This is a genomic window from Microbacterium elymi (assembly GCF_021582895.2).
Classification (GTDB): Bacteria; Actinomycetota; Actinomycetes; order Actinomycetales; family Microbacteriaceae; genus Microbacterium; species Microbacterium humicola.
The window spans coordinates 1,405,970-1,423,373 of sequence record NZ_CP091139.2 but is presented as its reverse complement, the minus strand read 5'-3'; the positions used below and the strand labels follow the sequence as shown (position 1 = coordinate 1,423,373).

Below are 17,404 nucleotides of genomic sequence, written 5' to 3'. Positions count from 1 at the left end.
GAAATATCACTATGTCCATAGGTAATTTCCGACCGGTGAAAAACGAACCAAGATTGTCGACAATTTCTTGACCAATACCACGGGGTGTGGTTCGCTGGTGGGGAGCGGCCGTGCCCGCCTGGCGGATCCGCCGCCGCACGGCCCGCGACCCGACGACGTGTGAGGAGTCCGATGACTGGCGTGAGCCCTTCCCTGCTGGTGGTCAGCGCGCACGCGGGAGACTTCGTCTGGCGCGCAGGCGGCGCGATCGCCGCCGCCGCGCTTGCGCGGCGAGCGCGCGACCGTGGTCTGCCTGTCCTACGGCGAGCGCGGCGAGTCCGCGTCGCAGTGGCTGGCGGGCAAGTCGCTGGACGAGATCAAGGCCGTCCGCCGCGAAGAGGCCGAGGCCGCGGCATCCGCCCTGGGCGCCGAGATCGAGTTTCTCGACCTCGGCGACTACCCGCTGCGCGAATCGCCCGAGGAGGTGGCGCAAGCTCGTGGACGTGTACCGGCGCGTGCAGCCGACCGTCGTGCTGACGCATCCGCTGATCGACCCGTACAACGGCGACCACCCGGCAGCGGCGCGGATGGCGCTCGAAGCCCGTGTGCTCGCGCAGGCGATCGGCGTCGCCAATTCCGACGGCAGCTTCCCGAACAAGGAGGAGATCATCGGCGCACCGCCGGTCTTCTTCTTCGAGCCGCACCAGAGCGAGCAGTGCGACTTCAAGCCGAACGTGCTGCTGGATGTCACCGAGGCGTTTCCCCGCAAGCGCGCCGCGATGGAGTGCCTGCCGGCGCAGAAGCACATGTGGTCGTACTACACCGACCTCGCGGTCCGTCGCGGCGTGCAGGTCAAGCGCAACGCCGGCCCGAACCTCGGGCTGCCGCACGAGACCATGGGCGAGGCGTACATGCGCTACTACCCGCAGGTGACGGACGTGCTCGAATGAGCGGCGTGATCGTCACCGACATCGCCCGGGGGATGCGGCGACCGCCGACGCGCTCGCCGTCCACGGGGTCGCGACCGTCCACGAGGCGATGGGCCGCACCGGCCTGGTCGGCCCGGGCATCCGTCCCATCCAGCAGGGTGCGCGGATCGCCGGCACGGCTGTCACCGTGCTGAACTGGCCGGGCGACAACCTGATGATCCACGCCGCGGTCGAGCAGTGCCGGGCCGGGGACGTCCTCGTGGTCACGACCACGTCGCCGAGCGGCGACGGGGTCTTCGGCGACCTGTTCGCCACCGCGCTGAAGGCGCGCGGCGTGCGGGGCCTGGTCACCTCGACCGGCGTGCGCGACACCGCCGACCTGCGTGAGATGGGCTTTCCGGTCTGGGCGGCCGACGTGTTCGCCCAGGGATCGGTCAAGGCGACCGGCGGCTCGGTGAACGTGCCGATCGTGGTGGGCGGACAGCTGGTCTCGCCCGGTGACATCGTGGTCGCCGACGACGACGGCGTCGTGATCGTCCCGCGCACCGGGGCTGACGCCGCGCTGACGGCGGCCGAGGCCCGCGTGGCGAAGGAGGCCGCCGACCGCGAGGCCTACGCCTCGGGCACCGAGCTCAGCCTTGACCGCAAGGGCCTGCGACCGCTGCTGGCCGAACTCGGCGTCACCTACGTCACGCAGGAGGAGTATTTCGGTGGCCGCTGATCCGCTGGACGGCGACCCGGTGCATGCTGACCCGGTGCACGTTGACCCGGTGCATGCCGACCCGGTGCGTGACGGCATCCGCTGCATGCTCATCCGCGGCGGAACCTCGAAGGGCGCCTACTTCCTCGCCGAGGACGTGCCGGCCGACCCGGCCGAGCGCGACGACCTCATGCTGCGGGTGATGGGCAGCCCGGACCCGACCGAGATCGACGGTCTGGGCGGGGCGCACCCGCTGACCAGCAAAGTCGCCATCGTGTCGGCCTCGTCCGAGCCGGGCGTGGACATCGACTACCTGTTCCTGCAGGTCGCGGTCGACGAGCCGATCGTCAGCGATCGGCAGACCTGCGGCAACCTGCTGGCCGGGATCGGCCCGTTCGCCGTCGAGCGGGGACTGATCACCGCCGGCGACCCGCACACGACCGTCCGCATCCGGCTGGTGAACACCGGCGACCTCGCCACGGCGACCTTCGCCTCGTCCGGCGGCCGACCCGACTACGACGGCGCCCAGCTGATGAACACCGTGGCCATCGCCGGCGTGCCTGGCACCGCGAGCCCGATCGAGCTCGAGATGGCCCCCGGCGCCAAGCCGCTGCTGCCCACCGGAAACCCAGTGGACGACGTGGCCGGTCACCGGGTCACACTGGTGGACAATGGCATGCCCGTGGTGCTGATGGATGCCGCCGAGTTCGGCGTGAGCGGTGACGAGACTCCGGAGGAGCTGGAGTCGCGCGCCGAGCTGCGCGGCGCCCTCGAGCAGGTGCGGCTGCACGCCGGCCGCCTGTTCGGACTGGGGGATGTCGCCGCCCAGACGGTGCCGAAGATGTTCCTGCTGTCGCCGCCCCGGCACGGGGGCGCCATCGGCACGCGCGCGTTCATCCCGTCGCGTGTGCACACCTCGATCGGCGTGCTGATGGCGGCATCCGTGGCCGCCGGCATCCGCATCCCCGGCTCGGTCGGCCACGCTCTGGCCAGCCTCGGCGACGCCGATGACACCCCGATCGAGCACCCGGGCGGCACCTTCACCGCCCGCGTGCGCGTGACCGCGGACGAGGACGGCACGTGGCGGGCCACCTCGACGTCGCTGCGCACCGCCCGCAAGATCTTCGACGGACGGGTCTTCCCCGTCCGCGACTGTGACCAGTACCAGCCGTCAAGGAGGACCCACCATGGCACATCCCGAGAGCTTCGACCTCGCCCACCTGGGCGGAATCGAGCTGTTCACCCCGAAGTTCGACGAGAGTCTGCACTTCTTCCGCGACATCTGCGCGATGCGCGAGGTCGCACGCGTCGGCGATTCGGCGTATCTGCGCACCTGGGACGAGTACCAGCTGTACTCGCTCAAGCTGACCGCATCCGACACCAACGGCGTCGGCCGGACCCTGTTCCGCACCACCAGCCCCGACGCGCTCGACCGCCGGGTGGCCGCGATCGAGGCCGCCGGGCTCGGTCACGGCTGGCGCGAGCCCGAGGTCGGCGTCGGCCGCTCGTACGAGTTCGAGGACCCGGACGGCCACCTGATGGGCATCTACTACGACACCGAGCTGTACGTGCCCGACGACGAGGACCGCCCGGCGCTGAAGAACCAGGCCTCGGCGTACCCCGGCCGGGGCATCAACGCCCGTCGCCTCGACCACATCAACTACCTCGCCGCCGACGTGGACGCCGCCGGCGACTTCTGGCAGGACGTCATGCACTCCCGCGAGTCCGAGCGGGTGCGGATGGACGACGGCCACTTCGCGGCCCGCTGGTTCCGGTTCCACCAGAAGTCGTACGACGTCGTGTACTCCGAGGACTGGACCGGCGAACGCGGCCGCTTCCACCACTTCGCGTTCGCGCCGGACTCGCGCGAGGATATCCTCAAGGCGGCCGACATCTGCCTCGAGAACGGCATCTACATCGAGTACGGCCCGTACAAGCACGCGATCAATCAGACGTTCTTCCTGTACGTGTGGGAGCCCGGCGGCAACCGCATCGAGTTCGCCAACGCCCAGGCGCGGCTCGCTGCTGGACCCGGACTATCCGACCGTGCAGTGGAGCCAGGCCGAGCGCGCCAAGGGCCAGGCCTGGGGCATGAAGACCGTGGCCACCTTCCACACGCACGGCACGCCGTACGTGGAGAACCAGGAGGAGATCGACCGGCAGGCCCTCGCCGGGCACTGAGCGCGGGCAGCGGGTGCCGGTCGATCGACCGGCACCCGGACCACAGGTTGCAGGCTCGACAGGAGGTCACGCGCCCGATGAAGAACCACCGCGGCGAGGGTGCCGCCAGCGTCGACCCGATCGGCGACGGATTCCACGTTCCGCGTCGCGTCGTGACCGGCCACGACGCGCAGGGGGTCTCGGTCGTCGTCAGCGACGGACCGGTGCCGGTCACGCGCGCGCTGCCCGACGATGGCGTCGCCTTCCACGAGGTGTGGGCGACGGACGCGGTGCCCGCCGACATCCACGCGGGGGCCGAGGACCCGACCGCCGGCTCGATCACGGTGCCCCCGCCACAGCACGGCACCCGCATCCGGATCAACGAGTTCCTTCCCGGACACCTCGATGAACGCGGTCTCCAGTCGCCGGTGCACCGCACCGAGTCGATCGACTACGGGATCGTGCTCGAGGAGAGATCACATTGATCTTGGATGACGGCGAGGTGACCGCCCGAGCCGGCGATGTCATCGTCCAGCGGGGCACCGAGCATGCCTGGGCCAACCGAGGCGAGAGTCTCGCCCGCGTCGCCTTCGTGCTCGTGGGTGGACGATTCGGCGACGAGGTGCTCGCTGTGCTTCCCGAGAACGTGCACGATTCCCTCATGCATCACGGACCGCATGACGGACCCGGCCCCATCAGCCCGGAGGCATGATGACCGAGATGACGCTGCCCGGCATCGCGGGGAACCTGTTCGTGGTCACGGGTGCCGCCGGCGGACAGGGAGCCGAAGAGGCGCTGCTGCTGGCGCGCCAGGGCGCCGACGTCATCGCCGCGGATGTCCGCGACGACGCGCCAGAGCTGACGGATGCCGCAGCCGGCCTTGCCGGGACCGTCACCTATCGGCGGCTCGACGTGACCGACGAGGCGCAGTGGAGTGCCCTCGCCGAATCGCTCGGCGCCCGCGCGGTGAAGGGCCTGATCAACAACGCCGGCGTCACGCACCGGGTGCGCATCGGCGCGGTCGAGCGCGCCGACTGGGATCGGGTGCTCGCCGTCAACGTCACCGGCGCGATGCTCGGCATCCAGGCGCTGCTGCCGCTGATGGGCCCGGGGTCGGCGATCGTGAACATCGGCTCCGCCGCCGGGCTGACCGGCCACTACACCGCCGCCTACACGACGAGCAAGTGGGCGCTGCGCGGACTCACCCACTCGTGTGTGACCGAGCTCGGCCCGCGCGGCATCCGGGTCAACATCATCCACCCCGGCTACATCCGCACCGAGATGACCGCGAGCGCCCCGGCCACGTTCCTGGACGCGAACCTCGCCGTCGCCCCGCTGCACCGCGGCGGCGAGCCCGAAGAGGTCGCCAACGTCGCGGTGTTCCTGCTGTCGGATGCCGCGAGCTACATCACCGGCGCCGAGGTCGGCGTCGACGGCGGTCAGTTCCTCTCCGGCGTGGCGACCTTCCTCTCCGACGCCGTCCGCCCCCAGACCTCGTAGCCCGGCGCCTGAGCTCACTCGGGCGCGGAGGCCGCCAGCATGTCGTCCCACGCGCCGGAGCGTTCCAGCCGCTCGATGAGGTCGAGCCCGCGGCGCGCCCACGAGATCTCCACGTCGGCGCGGTCGACCAGGCCCTCGTAGGCGAACCGCTTGAAGTCGATGGCACGCTCGCGCTCGACGGCGGGGATGCGCTCGAGGCGGCGGTTCAGCATGGTGCTGGTCATCTGGTCGATCTGGTCGATCTGACCCTGGAACTGCGAGAGCTCGCCCTCCCACTGGGCGATGTGCGCGTGCAGGAAGGCGCGCGCCGCGTCCGGGGTCGCGTTCTCGAGGTAGGCCGCGCGCAGATGGGCCGGATCGCGCACCCGCTGATACTCGGCCGGCGATGCGAGCCACTCGCGGTACGCCGTCTCACCGGCCGGGGTCACGTGGTACACCCGCCGGGTGCCGCGCTCGCCGCGCGTCTGCTCCTCGCCTTCGATGAGCCCGGCGTGCTCCATCTTGCGCAAGCTCGGGATAGATCTGCGAGTCGGGCGCATGCCACACGTGGCCGACCGACTGGGAGAACTGCTTCTGCAGGTCGTATCCCGACAGCGCGCCGACGCGCAGGATCGCCAGGATCGCGTAGCGCAGACTCATGGGGCTCCTCTCACCTCCGAGGCTAACAAGTCATGTTCCCGGGCTGCCAGCGGCGCCACCGGAAGTAACGGAGGGGTTCGGGCGGACGCCCGAACCCCTCCGTCAGGTCACAGCGACCGGCTCACTCGTTCGTGTATCCGGTGCGCCATCCGCCGTGGTACGTCGAGCGCGCCACCGTCGAGTACGGCACGGGGCTGACCACGACGCGGACCTCGGTCTGCTCGTGCGGCTCGACCGAGGCCTTGCTGGTGCCGCCGTTCGGCTCACCCCAGACGACCTTCAGCTCGGTGCCTTCGGGCACGTCGGGGTCGACCACGGCCAGCGACAGGCCGCGCCGCTCGTTGGCGCTGTAGCCGGTGAACATCGACAGTCCGACGACGGTGCCGTCGCCATCCACGATCGAGTCGTAGTTGGCTGAGCCGTAGTTGGCCAGGGGCAGGTCGAAGAACTTGTAGTTCGGGCCGTCGACGTTCAGCAGCGACGTCCAGACCTTGCCGAGATCCTCGGCGTCCCACGCCAGCGTGACCTTCTTGCGCTGCGTGCCCGGGTCGATCTTCTCCAGCGCGTCGCGACCGATGAAGTCGTGGTCGAACTTGACGAAGTTGCCGTAGCCCAGCTCCCACGGGGTGAGGTAGTAGTCCTCGATGTTGTCCGAGACGAACGAGCCGGCGAGCGTGCCGGTGGCCTCGTAGCTGTCGACGCCGAGCCACTCGCGGTACGCGCGCTCGGCCTCACCGGTGTAGATGGCCGGCAGCGGCGAGGGGATCCAGCCCGACTCGAGCGTGTTCGACGGGTATGCCCGCGAGCCCACCGGGACCAGGCCGAACTCGGCGCCGGCCTCGACGATCGCGTCGCGGATGGCGTCGTGGTCAGCGTAGGGCCCCAGATCTCCAGCCCGGGGGCGCCGGCCATGCCGTGGCGCAGCGTGCGCACGTCCTTGCCGGCGATGCGCATCGTCGACATGTTGAAGAAGCCGAGCTTCTCCAGCGGTCCGCCGTTGAGCTTCTCGATGACCTGCCAGGCCGTCGGGCCCTGGATCTGGAAGCGGTAGTACTTCCGCGAGACGCCGTGACCGTAGGGGCGCGAGGGCGAGCGACGGTCGACGCTCACGTCGAGGTTCGCATAGCCGCCGGTCTCGCCGTGGTAGAGCAGCCAGTTCGAGGCCGGGGCGCGGCCGACGTAGACGTACTCGTCTTCTGCCTCGCGGAACAGGATGCCGTCACCGATGACGTGACCGGCGGCGGTCGTGGGCACGTACTGCTTGGCCTTGTTCACGGCGAAGTTCGCGACGGAGTTGATCGCGGTGTCGCTGATCAGCTTGATCGCGTCCGACCCCTTCAGGAACACGTTGTCCATGTGGTGGGACTGGTCGTAGAGCACCGACGTGTCACGCCAGGCCTTCTGCTCCTTGATCCAGTTCTGGAAGTCCGCGGGGACGACCGGATAGATGTAGGAGCCGATCTGCGAGTTGCGCAGGAGCTCGACGGGGTTGGTCGCATCGAGCAGCTGCTGAAGGTTGTCAGCCATGGGAACCTCTCTGTTTCATGATTTCTTCGGGATGGTTGGTCGGGGTCAAAAGACGATGGTTTGGTTGCCGTGTCGGATGACGCGGTCTTCGGCGTGCCATTGGACGGCGCGGGACAGGACGGCGCGTTCGACGTAGGCGCCGCGGGCTTGGAGGTCGCTCGCGGTCATGGAGTGGTCCACGCGGGCTACGTCCTGCTCGATGATGGGTCCCTCGTCGAGGTCTTCGGTGACGTAGTGGGATGTCGCGCCGATGAGCTTCACGCCGCGTTCCTTGGCCTTGCGGTACGGGGCGGCGCCGATGAAGGCGGGCAGGAAGGAGTGGTGGATGTTGATCACCGGGACGGCGACCTTCTGCAGGAAGTCCTCGCTGATGATCTGCATGTACCGGGCCAGGACCACGAAGTCCACGTTCCCGGCCAGCAGTTCCAGGATCTTCGCTTCGGCCTCGGACTTGTCCGGCCCGGCGGAGGGGACGTGGAAGAACGGGATCCCGAACGTGCGCACGTCCTCGGCGGTGTTGGTGTGGTTGCTGATGACCATCGGGATGGTGACCGGCAGCTCACCGCGGCGGTGCCGCCAGAGCAGTTCGAGCAGGCAGTGGTCGCTGGTGGAGGCCAGGATCGCCATCCGCTTCGGGATGGACTGATCGGTCAACGTCCACTCCACCCCATACGGGGACAGTGTGGCGTCCAGGTCGGCCTGGATCTCGGGCAGCGCCGCGGACAGGTCCGCCCGGTGGAACACCACCCGTTGGAAGAACGCGCCACCGGCCGGGTTGTCGGAGTACTGGTCCAGGGTGACGATGTTGCCCTGGTTGCGGGTGATCAGCCCGGTCACGGCCGCGACCAGCCCGGGCTGGTCCGGGCCGTGCACGATCAGGCAGGCGTGATCCTTGTTCGGTTGAATATGCGCGGTCATGCCGTGTCTCCTCAGGACTGGGCGGTCACGTATTCGGCCGCCCACTCGGAGGTGGCCTTCAGTCCGCCGAACGTATAGAAGTGGAGCTTGACGCTACCGGATCCCTGATCCTCGGCCAGCCGTGCGGACAGATCCGACACGAACCGGTCCGGGCCCGCGGTGCCCATCAGGTTCGTCAGAGAGAACCCGTACTTCTTCACGATCATCGCGTTCGCCCCGATCCCGAAGCGCCGCGCGAACCCGAGCAGCCGCTTGATCCCGGCCGGTCCCGGCGTCCCGATCCGGATCTGCGTGTCGATCCCGCGGGAGCGGACCTGATCGATCCAGGCCACCACCGGGTCGGTGTCGAACGAGAACTGGGTCAGGATGACAGCATCCAGCCCCTGCTCCGAAAGCGCCGCGGACTTGTCTTCCAGGTGCTGCCACAGCACATCGTTCGGGATGTCGGGGTGACCCTCCGGGTAACCGGCGATCGAGACCTCCCGCACCCCGTACTTCTGCAGGATGCCGGTGCGGATCACGCTCAACGAGTCCGGGTACGGGCCCTCGGGCTCGGCCGGGTCACCGCCCACCGAGAACACGTGCTCGGTCGCGCCGACCTCCGCCAGGGCGCCCAGGAACTCCTCCAGCTGGGCCAGCGACCCGATCCGCCGGGCCGAGATATGCGGGACCGGGACGAAGCCCAGCTCCTTCACCGCCTTGGCCGCCGCGACCCGCATCGGCAGGTCCTCGTTACCCAGGAACGTCACGTTGATCTTCGTGCCCTGCGGGATCACAGACGCCGCTTCCCGCAATCCCGGGACATCCTTCCCCGTCATCTCCAACGAGAAACCCTCCACCAACTCGAGAGCGGCGGTCTTGTTCGGTGCGGGGGCGATATGAGCCACGTACGGATCCTTCCGTCTGCCAGGGAAGCGCGGCTGTGTGCTTCCGATAGTCCACATTACCTATGGGCATAGGTAAATACAAGAGGGAAATCCGGATGCCTCGCGGCGGCCTTTCCACACCGCGGAAGCACGCCTTGAGGGCGTGGGGCCCCGGCGGCGATGGTGGCCCGACGCCGCACACGAGGGAGTGATTGTGAAGTCGTACGTCGTTCATGTCGGCAAGCTGCTGCTCTCGTCGCTGCTCCTGTTCCTGGTCGTGATCACGGTGCTGTTCTTCCTGCTCGAGCTCGCGCCGGGCGATCCGGTGCAGACCCTGGTCGGCGATGTGCCGATCTCGCCGGAGTTCCGCGCCCAGATCACCGCCGCCTACGGCCTGGACCAGCCGGTATGGCAGCGCTACCTCGCGTACGTGGGAAACGTGCTCACCGGAAACCTGGGCTACTCCTTCGGCACGAACAACGAGCCGGTGCTCGGGCTCATCCTCAGCCGGGCCGGCAACACGCTGGCGCTGGCGGTGCCGGCCTTCCTCATCTCCACGATCGGCGGCATCGTGCTCGGCTCGATCGCCGCGCGCACCCGGCGGCGGTGGCTGGACGGCGGCATCTCGGGCATCGCCGTCGGGCTGTTCTCGGTGCCGGGGTTCTGGCTCGGGATGATCCTCATCCTGATCTTCTCGCTGACCCTGGGCTGGTTCCCGACGCAGGGCAAGGCGCCGTACGGCCAGAGCGGGATCTCGCTGCGCTACCTGGTGCTCCCGGTGATCACGATGGCCGCGACCGAGCTGGCGTACAAGACGCGGATCATGCGCGCCTCGATGATCGAGTCGCTCGGGCAGGACTTCATCGACACCGCCCGCTCGAAGGGTCTGAGCCCGCAGCGGGTGCTGTGGCAGCACGCCCTGCCGAACGCCCTGCTGCCGATGGTCACCGTCGCCGGCTACAGCCTCGGATTCCTGTTCGCCGGGTCGGCGCTGGTGGAGAGCGTCTTCGGCTGGCCCGGGATGGGCCTGCTGTTCGTGGACGCGATCAATTCGCAGAACAACATGGTGGTGCTCGGCGTGGCGATCGTCCTGACCGTCACGATCATCATCGTCAACATCCTCACCGACATCGTCTACGGCCTGGTCGATCCGCGCCTGCGCGCGCGCTTCGCCCGCACGACGGGAGCGAGAGCATGACCACGCAGAGCGACATCGACACCGCCGGGCTCGGCGCCGCCCCCCGCCCGGGCACCGGCATCGACATCGGCGCCCCGGCCGGCGGCGCGCCCGAGACCGAGCCGGTCGCGCTGGCACGCCGGCGTCGGTCCTCGGCCTGGCGCACCTTCTTCCGCAAGCCGTCCACGCTGGTGTTCGGCATCCTGCTCGTGGTCATCGCGCTCATCTCGTTCCTCGGACCGTTCTTCGTCGGCGACCCGGTCACGACCTCGCAGACCGTGCTCGCCCCGCCGAGTGCCGAGTATCCGCTGGGCACCGACATGCTCGGCCGCGACTACCTCGCCCGCGTCGTCTACGGCGGGCAGATCTCGCTGCTGGTCGGGTTCAGCGTCGCGCTGCTGTGCATGACCTTCGGCCTGCTGGTGGGGGGCCTGGCCGGGTACTACGGCGGCTTCGCCGATACCGCCCTGGTCAAGGTCGCCGAGTTCTTCCAGGTGCTGCCGGGCCTGGTCCTGGCACTGGTGGCGGCGGCCCTGCTCGGCTCGAGCGTCCTGATCATCGTGGTGATCCTCGCGATCACGATGTGGCCGGCGGTGGGCAGGATCGCCCGTGCCGAGGCGATGCGCATCTCGCAGCTGGGGTACGTGGAGTCGGCCAAGGCCGCCGGGTTCCGCGGCCCGCGGATCATCTGGTCGGACGTCATCCCCAACGCCATGCCGCCGGTGCTCGTGGCCACCAGCATGACGGTCGGACGGGCGATCCTCGTCGAGTCGGGCCTGGCCTATCTCGGCGTGGGCGACTCGAACCGGCCCAGCTGGGGCGCGCTGCTGAACTCGGCGCAGGCGTACATGCAGTCCGGCTGGTGGCTCGCGCTGTTCCCCGGCGCGCTGATCTTCCTCACCGTGCTGGCCATCAACATCCTCGGCGACGGACTCAACGACGCCTTCAACCCGACCGTCGGGAGGGTCAAATGAGTGCGAATGCCCCGTCGACGCCGCTGCTCCAGGTCGCCGGCCTCAACGTCGTGCTGCCGTCCGGTGAACGCGACGAGATCGAAGCGGTCACCGCCGTCGACCTGACCGTCGCCGACGGCGAGCGGATCGGGATCGTGGGCGAATCCGGATCCGGCAAGTCCGTGACCGGCCGCGCGATCGCAGGCCTGCTGCCCACCTCGCCCCGGGTGCGGGTGCACGGCTCGATCCGGATGTGCGGCCTCGAGATGCTGGGCGCTTCGCGCGACGCATGGGACACGGTGCGCTCCCGCACCGTGAGCATGGTGTTCCAGGACCCGCTCACGTTCCTGAACCCCACCATGAAGATCGGGCGACAGGTCGCCGAATCGGTGCGCGTGCACGGTGGGATGCCGCGGGCCGACGTGCTCGCCCATGTGCACCGGTCGCTGGCCGAGGCCGGGCTGGACCGGGTCGAGGACGTCGCCGAGCGCTTCCCGCACGAGCTCAGCGGCGGCATGCGCCAGCGGGTGCTGATCGCCATCGCCCTGGCCAAGCAGCCGGAACTGATCATCGCCGACGAGCCGACCACGGCGCTGGACGCCACGGTGCAGCGGCGGGTCGCCGCACACACTGGAGGCGGCCGTGACCGGGGCCGGGGCATCCCTCATCCTGATCTCGCACGACGTCGCCGTGGTGGCCGGCATGACCGACCGGATCTACGTCATGTACAACGGCCGGATCGTAGAGGACGGCGCCACCGACGAGGTGCTGCATCACCCGCAGCATCCCTACACCCAGGCGCTCGCTGCGCAGCGTGCGCAGCGTGACCGACGAGGGACTGGAGCTGTACTCCATCCCGCCGGCCCTGCGCCGCGAACTGGCCGAGGAGGTCGCCCGTGCTTCTTGAGGCCAAGAACGTGTCGAAGGTGTTCCGCGCACGGCGCGGCGGCGGCGAGGTGGCGGCCGTGACGGACGTGACTCTGCGGGCCGAGCCCGGCAGGTTCATCGCGATCGTGGGCGAGAGCGGCAGCGGCAAGAGCACGCTGGGCCGCCTGCTCCTGGACCTGCTGGCCCCGACCGGCGGAAGCGTCGAACTCGACGGCGTGCCGCTGCGGCAGATGGGTCGCGCCGCCACCGTCGCCTACCGGCGGCGGGTGCAGGCGGTGCCTGCAGGATCCGGCCGGGTCGCTGAACCCGCGCAAGCGCGTCGGCGAGGCGATCGGCGAAGTGATCCGGCTTGCACCGCATGGCGCGCAGCCGCAGCGCCGTGCGCGAGAAGACCGCCGACGTGCTGGCGCTGGTCGGGATGAGCCCGGCCGACCGGTTCGTCGACCGGTTCCCGCACGAGCTCAGCGGCGGCCAGCGCCAGCGCGTGCTCATCGCCCGCGCGATCGCGCTGGACCCGCGCGTGATCATCGCCGACGAGGCGGTCTCCGCGCTGGATGCCTCGGTCAAGGCCGGCGTGCTGCACGTCATGCGCGACCTGCAGGAGCGGCTCGGCGTCGGATACGTGTTCATCACGCACGATCTGGCCGTGGTGCGCAAGGTCGCCGACTACGTCTACGTGATGAAGGACGGCCGGATCGTCGAAGAGAACAGCAAGGACGCCATCTTCGCCGACCCCCGGCATCCGTACACCAAGGAGCTGCTGGCCGCAGCCCCGTCCTGGCATGACGGCCGGCTCCCCACCGAGAGGAAGATCATGAGCAGAAGAAACAGCACCCGGGTGGCCGGGATCGTCGGTGCCCTCGCGGCGCTGGCGCTGGTCGCCACCGGCTTGCACCGGCGGAAGCGCGGATGCCGACGGCGAGAAGGTGTACGTCCAGGCGATCGCCGACGACCCGATGGGCTTGAACGGACAGCTCATCAGCGGCGCCACGCCGACGATGTTCAGCGCCCAGATCATGGACACGCTGATCCGGATCGACGAGACCGGCAAGCTCACCCCCGGGCTGGCCGAGTCGTGGGACCTGAGCGACGACGGGCTCGAGCTCACGCTGCATCTGCGCTCCGGCGTGAAATGGCACGACGGCGAGCCGTTCACCGCCGAGGACGTCAAGTTCAACTTCGACGAGATCGTCGCCCTGCAGACGTTCGGCGCCGCGCTGGCCGACCACATCTCGTCCGTGGAGGTCACCGACGAGCACACCGTGGTGGTGCACTTCTCCGAGACGTACGGGCCCGTGCTCGAGACCGTCGCGCAGCAGTTCATGCTGCCCAAGCACGTGTACGAGGGCACCGACTACGTCACGAACAAGGCCAACATGGCCCCGATCGGCACCGGCCCGATGAAGTTCGACTCGTATGAGTCCGGCCAGCAGGTCGTCCTCGTGAAGAACCCGGACTACTGGGGCGGAAAGGTGCAGGTCGACCGGACCGTCTACCCGATCATGACCGATCCGAACGCGCGGATGGCGGCGCTGTCGACCGGCGAGGTGGACCGTGCCGACGTCGACCCGTCACAGCAGAAGAAGGTCGCCGACGACCCGAACCTGGAACTGCAGCGGACCGGGTTCTTCCCGCAGGACGTGACCGTGATGATGAACGGCAAGAGCACCGCGCTGGCCGATCCCGCCGTGCGCAAGGCGGTGTTCTCGGCGATCGACCGCAAGGCGGTCACCGACGTCGCCCTGGCCGGGCTCGGCGAGCCCGCCACCGGGTTCTTCCCGCCCGAGCTGGACTGGGCGCTGAACACCGACATCGACTTCGACCGCGAGTATCCCCGGAACGTCGATGCGATCAACGCGGCGCTGGATGACGCCGGGTTCCCGAAGAAGGCCGACGGCACCCGGTTCACGCTGAACGTGCGGTACATCTCCGAGCTTTCCGAGGTGGCCGCCACCGCCGAGATGGTCAAGTCGCAGCTGGCCGAGGTGGGCATCAAGACGAACCTCGTCGGCACCTCGGGGAGCGTGTTCACCGAGAAGGTGTACACCGACAGCGACTTCGACCTCGCGTTCCTGCGGTCCACCGTCGGGGCCGATCCGAGCACCGGGATCGTGCGTTGGTATGCCTGCAACCCCGACCGGGCCGCGGCATCCAACCCCTCGCAGATCTGCGACGACCGGATCCAGAAGGATGCCGACGCCGCCCTGGCCACCACCGACCGCGCCCAGCGCGGCGAGGCCTTCAAGGACCTGCAGCAGCGGGCCGACGAGCTGATGTTCTACGCGCCGATCAGCTGGTACTACGGCTCGTTCCCGACGGTGAACACCACGCGCTGGGACGGGCAGCTGGACCGCCAGCCGTCCACGAGCATGCTGCCGTGGACCACGATGTCGCTGAAGGGCTGATCCGCACGGCGGCGAGGCAGCGACAGCACAGCGGCGGGGCCGTCCGGGATCCGGGCGGCCCCGCCGTCTTCCGTGCAGCGAAAAGGGCGATCATCGGCGGCAGCCGTGGGCCTAGCGTCGATTCCGACGGTGAGGGAGGAGCGACGATGTCCGCCGACAGCCTGATCGATGCACCGAAGATGACCGCGGCCGGCCGTGTGCTCGCGTTGCTGGGCGCGTTCACGAAGGGCGGCGGGCGGCTCACCCTGTCTGAGATCAGCCGCCACGCCGGGCTGACGCTGACCACCACCCACCGGCTCGTGCACGAGGTGCTCGCGTGGGAGGGCCTGGAGGTCGACGAGTGCGGCAAGTACCGGCTGGGGCCGAAGATCCTCGAACTGGCCTCGACCTCCACCGAGGGCTTGCGGCTTGCGTGAGCGGGCACTGCCGCATCTGATCGATCTGCACCGGCGCACGAACATGACCGTCCACTTCGCGGTGCGCAACGGGCTGGATCTCATCTACCTCGAGGCGCTGCGCCCGCATCCGAACTACACCGGCCAGAACCGCATCGGCGGTCGGCTGCCGATGCACGTCGGCGGCACGGGCCTGGTGCTGCTCGCGTTCGCCCCGGACGACGTGATCGACGAGTACCTGAGGGGCCCCCTGCGTCGCTACACGCCGCAGACGATCGTCGACCCGGGTGAGCTGCGCGCGCTGCTGGAGCGCATCCGCCACGACCGCGTCTCGATCACGCGCGGCCTGCTGACCGCACGCGCCGGCTCGGTGGCGGCGCCGGTGACCGGACCGGATGGCCAGGTCGAGGCATCCGTCGGTCTGGTGTGCCTGTTGGACCGGCATGAGCCCGAGCAGTACGCCGAGCTCGTGCGCGGCACCGCGGTGCGGGCCTCGCATGCGCTGCTGGACCGGCCGGCGCCGATGAGCCCGGGCGCGCGGGAATTCCACCTGCGGCATCTCGCGCGGCGCTGAGCGGGGGCGTCCGTCCGACCCGGCGTCGCAGTTCGGCTTGCAGTTCCGCTTCCACCGCGCGGAAGCGGCCGGCGACGGCGACGGTCTCGGCGTCGCATCCTGGTCCGACGCGAGACGCCAGGAGGACCCGCGATGCAGACCATCATCGATCCGACCGTGAGCACGGCCCGCGTCGTGCCGACCCCGAGTCCGCGCCGTGCGCCGAGGCAGCCCTCGCTGCACGGACTGCGGGTCGGGCTGCTGGAGAACACCAAGCGCAACGCCGCCGCACTGCTCGGCGACCTGGGTGAGATCCTCGCCGATCGGCACGGCGCCGGGCGGCTCGTGGCCCGGACCAAGCGGCCGTTCGCGCTGCCCCTGTCCGACGAGCTGCTGCACGAGCTGACCGCCGAGTGCGACGTGGTCGTGATCGGCGTGGGCGACTGCGGCTCGTGCAGCGCCGCGGCGATCGCCGACGGGGTGGCGCTGGAGCAGGCCGGGATCCCCACCGCGGTCATCTGCACCGATGCATTCGCGACGACCGCCCAGGCGATGGCCGATCTGAAGGGCGACGGCGGCTTCCCCTATCTGCTCACCGCCCATCCGGTCGCCAACCTCAGCGCCGACGAGCTGGGAGTCCGGGCGCACGAGCTGGCCGACGCGGTCGCGGCGCGGATGACGGATGCCGCGGAGCCGGTGGCGGATGCCGCAGCGCGGATGACGGATTCCGCGGGGCCGGCCGCGTGAGCGCCGACACCGTCCTCGACCCGCAGGCGGCCCACGCCGTCGCCGACCATCTGTACGAGCGGGGCTGGTCGGACGGGCTGCCGTGCTGCCGGCGACCGAGGAGTCGATCGCCGGGTTCCTGGCCGGCACCACGCGCGACCCGGACGAGATCGTCGCCCGGCACGTCGGCCTGGGCCGGGCGGTCACGGTGCGCGACGCGGCCGTGCACGCGGTGATGGCCGGCTGTCGGCCGGAGTACTTCCCGGCGGTGCTGGCCGCGTGGGATGCCCTCTCGGCCGATCGAGCCGCCGGCGGCGGTGGATGGCAGAGCACGAGTGGGCCGGCGCCGCTGGTGATCGTGAACGGGCCGCTGCGCGCCGAACTCGGCGTGAACGCCGCCGGGGGCGTGCTCGGGCCGGGATTCCGGGCCAATGCGGCCATCCCGCGCGCCCTCGGACTGACCGTGCGCAACGGGTTCGGCATCCGCCCGCATGAGTTCGAGCAGGCGACCCAGGGACTTCCCGGCCGGTGGACGATGGGCATCGCCGAGGACGAGGAGTCCAGCCCGTGGGAGCCGTTCTCGGTCGACGGCGGGCTCGAGCCGGGCGACAGCGCGGTGTCGGTGATGCTGGTGCGCACGTGCGAGTTCGTCGACAACCGGCACTTCACCGACCCGGTCGAGGTTCTGCGCGATCTCGCCGACACGATCCAGCGGTCCGGTGCCTGGATCTTCCGTCATTCCTCGGTGGGCATTGTGCTCAACCCGGACCACGCGCGGGTCTTCGCCGAGGCGGGGATGTCGAAGCAGGACGTACGCGAGTGGCTCGTCGCACACGCCGGCCGGACGGAGGGCGAGCTCGCCGCGGTGGGCAAGGGGCTCAGCCGGCTGCCGGAGGGTCCGTTCCCGGACGACCACTTCCACCCGGTCTTCGCCGACGCATCCGCCGTCAGCCTGCCGATCATCGTCGCCGGCTCGCCGAACGCCGCCATGTCGATGGTGTTCCGCGTGTTCGGGGAGTGGTCCGGCCGGGCCTTCCCGGTGAGGTGAGGGCTCGGGGCTCGACATCGGCCGCTGACTTCTTCGGGCGC

At 69.7% G+C, this 17,404-nt stretch carries 18 protein-coding genes and 4 pseudogenes; 17 read left to right on the top strand and 5 right to left on the bottom strand.

The genetic code is table 11. The features are described 5' to 3' along the window. Positions 1-283 precede the first annotated feature (283 nt). From L2X98_RS20490 to L2X98_RS07630, 7 genes and pseudogenes are all read left to right on the top strand, one after another. A pseudogene (locus L2X98_RS20490) lies at positions 284-412 on the top strand (PIG-L family deacetylase); the annotation flags it as partial. Positions 413-476: 64 nt separating this feature from the next. Then, positions 477-929: a PIG-L deacetylase family protein gene (locus L2X98_RS07655; protein WP_259612863.1), complete on the top strand. Its 453-nt coding sequence runs from the start codon at positions 477-479 to the stop codon at positions 927-929. 88 nt (positions 930-1,017) lie between these two features. Continuing rightward, positions 1,018-1,629 carry a 4-carboxy-4-hydroxy-2-oxoadipate aldolase/oxaloacetate decarboxylase gene (locus L2X98_RS07650; protein ID WP_290427322.1) on the top strand — a complete coding sequence of 204 codons (612 nt, stop codon included), beginning with the start codon at positions 1,018-1,020 and terminating at the stop codon, positions 1,627-1,629. Between the two features lie 85 nt (positions 1,630-1,714). Beyond that, positions 1,715-2,686 (top strand): annotated as a pseudogene (locus L2X98_RS07645) (PrpF domain-containing protein); the annotation flags it as partial. Positions 2,687-2,795: 109 nt separating this feature from the next. Continuing rightward, positions 2,796-4,253 (top strand): VOC family protein, encoded by a 1,458-nt coding sequence (locus L2X98_RS07640; protein ID WP_259612862.1) that lies wholly within the window; start codon positions 2,796-2,798, stop codon positions 4,251-4,253. 2 nt (positions 4,254-4,255) lie between these two features. Beyond that, entirely contained in the window at positions 4,256-4,480 is a 225-nt protein-coding gene (locus L2X98_RS07635) for a cupin domain-containing protein (protein ID WP_259612861.1), read from the top strand. 8 nt (positions 4,481-4,488) lie between these two features. Further along, entirely contained in the window at positions 4,489-5,268 is a 780-nt protein-coding gene (locus L2X98_RS07630; protein ID WP_259612860.1) for an SDR family NAD(P)-dependent oxidoreductase, read from the top strand. A gap of 14 nt (positions 5,269-5,282) precedes the next feature. Here L2X98_RS07630 and L2X98_RS07625 read toward each other — a convergent pair whose 3' ends face one another. From L2X98_RS07625 to L2X98_RS07610, 5 genes and pseudogenes are all read right to left on the bottom strand, one after another. Next, the gene (locus tag L2X98_RS07625; RefSeq protein ID WP_354003017.1) at positions 5,283-5,768 is read right to left on the bottom strand and encodes a PadR family transcriptional regulator; all 486 of its coding nucleotides are present in this window, start codon (positions 5,766-5,768) and stop codon (positions 5,283-5,285) included. Then, on the bottom strand, positions 5,680-5,907 hold the full coding sequence (locus L2X98_RS20485; RefSeq protein ID WP_354002962.1) for a PadR family transcriptional regulator: 228 nt from the start codon (positions 5,905-5,907) through the stop codon (positions 5,680-5,682). The genes L2X98_RS07625 and L2X98_RS20485 overlap by 89 nt, the downstream gene beginning before the upstream one ends. Before the next feature lie 121 nt (positions 5,908-6,028). Further along, a pseudogene (gene ligM / locus L2X98_RS07620) lies at positions 6,029-7,434 on the bottom strand (vanillate/3-O-methylgallate O-demethylase). Positions 7,435-7,479: 45 nt separating this feature from the next. Next, entirely contained in the window at positions 7,480-8,352 is an 873-nt protein-coding gene (gene purU, locus L2X98_RS07615; RefSeq protein WP_259612859.1) for a formyltetrahydrofolate deformylase, read from the bottom strand. A gap of 11 nt (positions 8,353-8,363) precedes the next feature. After that, complete coding sequence (locus L2X98_RS07610; protein ID WP_259613240.1) at positions 8,364-9,170, bottom strand: methylenetetrahydrofolate reductase; 807 nt, start codon at positions 9,168-9,170, stop codon at positions 8,364-8,366. Positions 9,171-9,432: 262 nt separating this feature from the next. Between L2X98_RS07610 and L2X98_RS07605 the strand changes: the two genes are divergently transcribed. The 10 genes and pseudogenes from L2X98_RS07605 (at position 9,433) to L2X98_RS07560 (ending at position 17,363) form a co-directional block, all read left to right on the top strand. Further along, complete coding sequence (locus tag L2X98_RS07605) at positions 9,433-10,416, top strand: ABC transporter permease (protein ID WP_259612858.1); 984 nt, start codon at positions 9,433-9,435, stop codon at positions 10,414-10,416. Further along, on the top strand, positions 10,413-11,369 hold the full coding sequence (locus L2X98_RS07600) for an ABC transporter permease (RefSeq protein WP_259612857.1): 957 nt from the start codon (positions 10,413-10,415) through the stop codon (positions 11,367-11,369). The genes L2X98_RS07605 and L2X98_RS07600 overlap by 4 nt, the downstream gene beginning before the upstream one ends. Further along, the gene (locus L2X98_RS07595; RefSeq protein WP_259612856.1) at positions 11,366-12,175 is read left to right on the top strand and encodes an ATP-binding cassette domain-containing protein; all 810 of its coding nucleotides are present in this window, start codon (positions 11,366-11,368) and stop codon (positions 12,173-12,175) included. The genes L2X98_RS07600 and L2X98_RS07595 overlap by 4 nt, the downstream gene beginning before the upstream one ends. Positions 12,176-12,244: 69 nt before the next feature. Continuing rightward, positions 12,245-12,658 (top strand): ATP-binding cassette domain-containing protein, encoded by a 414-nt coding sequence (locus tag L2X98_RS07590; RefSeq protein WP_290427321.1) that lies wholly within the window; start codon positions 12,245-12,247, stop codon positions 12,656-12,658. Beyond that, a pseudogene (locus L2X98_RS07585) lies at positions 12,595-13,020 on the top strand (ATP-binding cassette domain-containing protein); the annotation flags it as partial. The gene L2X98_RS07590 and the pseudogene L2X98_RS07585, both read left to right, overlap by 64 nt. 172 nt (positions 13,021-13,192) lie before the next feature. Continuing rightward, positions 13,193-14,641, top strand: coding sequence for an ABC transporter substrate-binding protein (locus L2X98_RS07580; RefSeq protein WP_354002959.1), 1,449 nt, complete (start codon positions 13,193-13,195; stop codon positions 14,639-14,641). Between the two features lie 146 nt (positions 14,642-14,787). Further along, the gene (locus L2X98_RS07575; protein ID WP_259612854.1) at positions 14,788-15,057 is read left to right on the top strand and encodes a helix-turn-helix domain-containing protein; all 270 of its coding nucleotides are present in this window, start codon (positions 14,788-14,790) and stop codon (positions 15,055-15,057) included. Beyond that, complete coding sequence (locus L2X98_RS07570) at positions 15,050-15,610, top strand: IclR family transcriptional regulator (protein ID WP_259612853.1); 561 nt, start codon at positions 15,050-15,052, stop codon at positions 15,608-15,610. The genes L2X98_RS07575 and L2X98_RS07570 overlap by 8 nt, the downstream gene beginning before the upstream one ends. Before the next feature lie 132 nt (positions 15,611-15,742). Continuing rightward, positions 15,743-16,336, top strand: a complete 594-nt coding sequence (locus L2X98_RS07565; protein ID WP_259612852.1) for a UGSC family (seleno)protein — start codon at positions 15,743-15,745, stop codon at positions 16,334-16,336. A gap of 82 nt (positions 16,337-16,418) precedes the next feature. Further along, complete coding sequence (locus L2X98_RS07560; RefSeq protein ID WP_259612851.1) at positions 16,419-17,363, top strand: hypothetical protein; 945 nt, start codon at positions 16,419-16,421, stop codon at positions 17,361-17,363. Positions 17,364-17,404 lie beyond the last annotated feature (41 nt).

Bases quoted from the DNA above. Each gene is read 5' to 3' on its own strand.
- L2X98_RS07575 (WP_259612854.1), top strand. From the start codon at position 14,788: ATGTCCGCCGACAGCCTGATCGATGCACCGAAGATGACCGCGGCCGGC.
- L2X98_RS07565 (WP_259612852.1), top strand. From the start codon at position 15,743: ATGCAGACCATCATCGATCCGACCGTGAGCACGGCCCGCGTCGTGCCG.
- purU (WP_259612859.1), bottom strand. From the start codon at position 8,352: ATGACCGCGCATATTCAACCGAACAAGGATCACGCCTGCCTGATCGTG.
- L2X98_RS07600 (WP_259612857.1), top strand. From the start codon at position 10,413: ATGACCACGCAGAGCGACATCGACACCGCCGGGCTCGGCGCCGCCCCC.
- L2X98_RS07630 (WP_259612860.1), top strand. From the start codon at position 4,489: ATGACGCTGCCCGGCATCGCGGGGAACCTGTTCGTGGTCACGGGTGCC.
- L2X98_RS07640 (WP_259612862.1), top strand. From the start codon at position 2,796: ATGGCACATCCCGAGAGCTTCGACCTCGCCCACCTGGGCGGAATCGAG.
- L2X98_RS07625 (WP_354003017.1), bottom strand. From the start codon at position 5,768: ATGGAGCACGCCGGGCTCATCGAAGGCGAGGAGCAGACGCGCGGCGAG.
- L2X98_RS07610 (WP_259613240.1), bottom strand. From the start codon at position 9,170: ATGACGGGGAAGGATGTCCCGGGATTGCGGGAAGCGGCGTCTGTGATC.
- L2X98_RS07595 (WP_259612856.1), top strand. From the start codon at position 11,366: ATGAGTGCGAATGCCCCGTCGACGCCGCTGCTCCAGGTCGCCGGCCTC.
- L2X98_RS20485 (WP_354002962.1), bottom strand. From the start codon at position 5,907: ATGAGTCTGCGCTACGCGATCCTGGCGATCCTGCGCGTCGGCGCGCTG.
- L2X98_RS07650 (WP_290427322.1), top strand. From the start codon at position 1,018: ATGGGCCGCACCGGCCTGGTCGGCCCGGGCATCCGTCCCATCCAGCAG.
- L2X98_RS07580 (WP_354002959.1), top strand. From the start codon at position 13,193: ATGGGCTTGAACGGACAGCTCATCAGCGGCGCCACGCCGACGATGTTC.